This is a genomic window from Brevibacillus soli (assembly GCF_044759095.2).
Classification (GTDB): domain Bacteria; phylum Bacillota; class Bacilli; order Brevibacillales; family Brevibacillaceae; genus JBIYSM02.
In genome coordinates this window covers 1-1,604 of record NZ_JBIYSM020000095.1, presented here as the reverse complement: position 1 = coordinate 1,604, position 1,604 = coordinate 1, and the positions used below count along the sequence as shown (strand labels likewise).

Annotated in this window: 1 protein-coding gene; it reads right to left on the bottom strand. The window is 50.9% G+C overall.

The features are described from left to right. Nucleotides 1–240: 240 nt before the first annotated feature. Nucleotides 241–1,530, bottom strand: coding sequence for an ISNCY family transposase (locus ACE99V_RS20245; protein WP_400493000.1), 1,290 nt, complete (start codon nt 1,528–1,530; stop codon nt 241–243). Nucleotides 1,531–1,604: the final 74 nt, after the last annotated feature.

Here is a 1,604-nt window from a genome sequence, read left to right as displayed (position 1 = left end):
TGTCAATAGTCTGTGAAAATGTCACCTTATCTGTTCAGTGAAAATGTCACTTGAATATCAAATAAAGTGCCCCAGTGAGGAGCTGCCAAACGTCAGTAAACGGAGGTGGGGGAACATCCCCGCGTCCGGTTGACAGCGAGCCTCGCGCAGGCTGCTTGTTGCCAATTGGGCCATCCCCGTAAGGGGAGGAATTGGCTAGCTCACCAGCTTAGCAGCCTGCTTCTCCCTGTAAACCGGACGCTACGTTTGTTGGTTTACCGCTGCATTTTGTGCTACACTAGAAGTGTTCTTTTTGTTGACCCAGGCTTGACGCCATGGGTGATGGGCAGCGGGCTTGCGTGGTGGCGCAGGACTCGCTGTTTTTGTTTCCTGCTGGCCTTCGGGTTTGTTCGTTTCACGCAATCGTAACGCTTGGCCTTGGTGCCACACCAACAGGTCACCTTGCATCGTTTCCCGGACCTCGACAACGGTTTTACCCTCGAAGGGGCGGGCCGGTTTTTCAGCGAAGGTGTAGATTTTGCCGCCATAGGAAAGCGTCTGGCCGGATCCTATGCGACGGTATTGCCGAATAGTAAACACATGATCGAGGTTGGTTTCCGCAGGCAGCTCGCGGTAAGCCGATTCGGCATCTTGGGGCTTGACGGCAAACTTGCGGTTGTGTTTTTGAATCAGCTTCGGCAGCACGCGATTGGCCTCTTCTAGTGTGCTTACTCCAAGTAACCGCAATTCGATGACCAGACGGTCTTGGAAGGTGCCCCACAACCGTTCAATACGCCCTTTGGCTTGAGGGGTCATGGCTTTGATGTGAGTAATGTTCAGTTCAGCCATAGCCTTACCGAAATGTGACAGAGGCTTTTTTTCTCCCGCTAATTCCTGTTCCAATGTGAGTTTCTCGTTGGGCGAACGGAAGATAGTATGGCGGTCACTGTAAAGGCCAAGTGGGATGCCGTACTTCTGGATCGCCTGTTGCATGACAGAGAAATAGCCTTCACGTGTTTCGGTTTCACGAAAAACTGCTCCGACTACAGTGCCGGTGGCATCATCAATCGCGCCATGCAGCACAAGTGCAGGTCCCCGATCTTCAAGCCAGGCATAGGGACTAGCGTCGATCTGCCAAAGCATTCCCGCTTGTGGCTTGCGAGATCGTGGCTGGTGGCTCTTGCTCCGTCGCCGTTGTTTGGACTGCTTGATCCCCTTGTCTAAAAGAATTCTTCGTACCGTTGGAACACTAAGTGTTAGGGATTCGTGCTCCTGCAGTAACTCTGCGAAGTGACTGTTGTTGCTTCCGTAGTACTTGGTGTGGTACAACTCCGCTACACGCTCCTTCACAGAATCCGGAATCGTGTGTGCAGGCTTGCGGCCTCGGTTTTTGTGGGCGATCCCTTGAGCTCCTTTCTCTAAGTAAGTTTTCTTTAGGCGCAATACCTGTCGTGTAGAGAGATCTAAAAATTCCGCTGCCCCCTTCACTGTCATCTGACGAGCTATTACCTTTTCAATAACTAACACTTTTTTCATTTCATCTGTGGTCAATGTGATTATCTCCTGTCCCATGGTGACATTTTCATAGAACAGTTACACAGTGACAATATCACAGAACAATAACA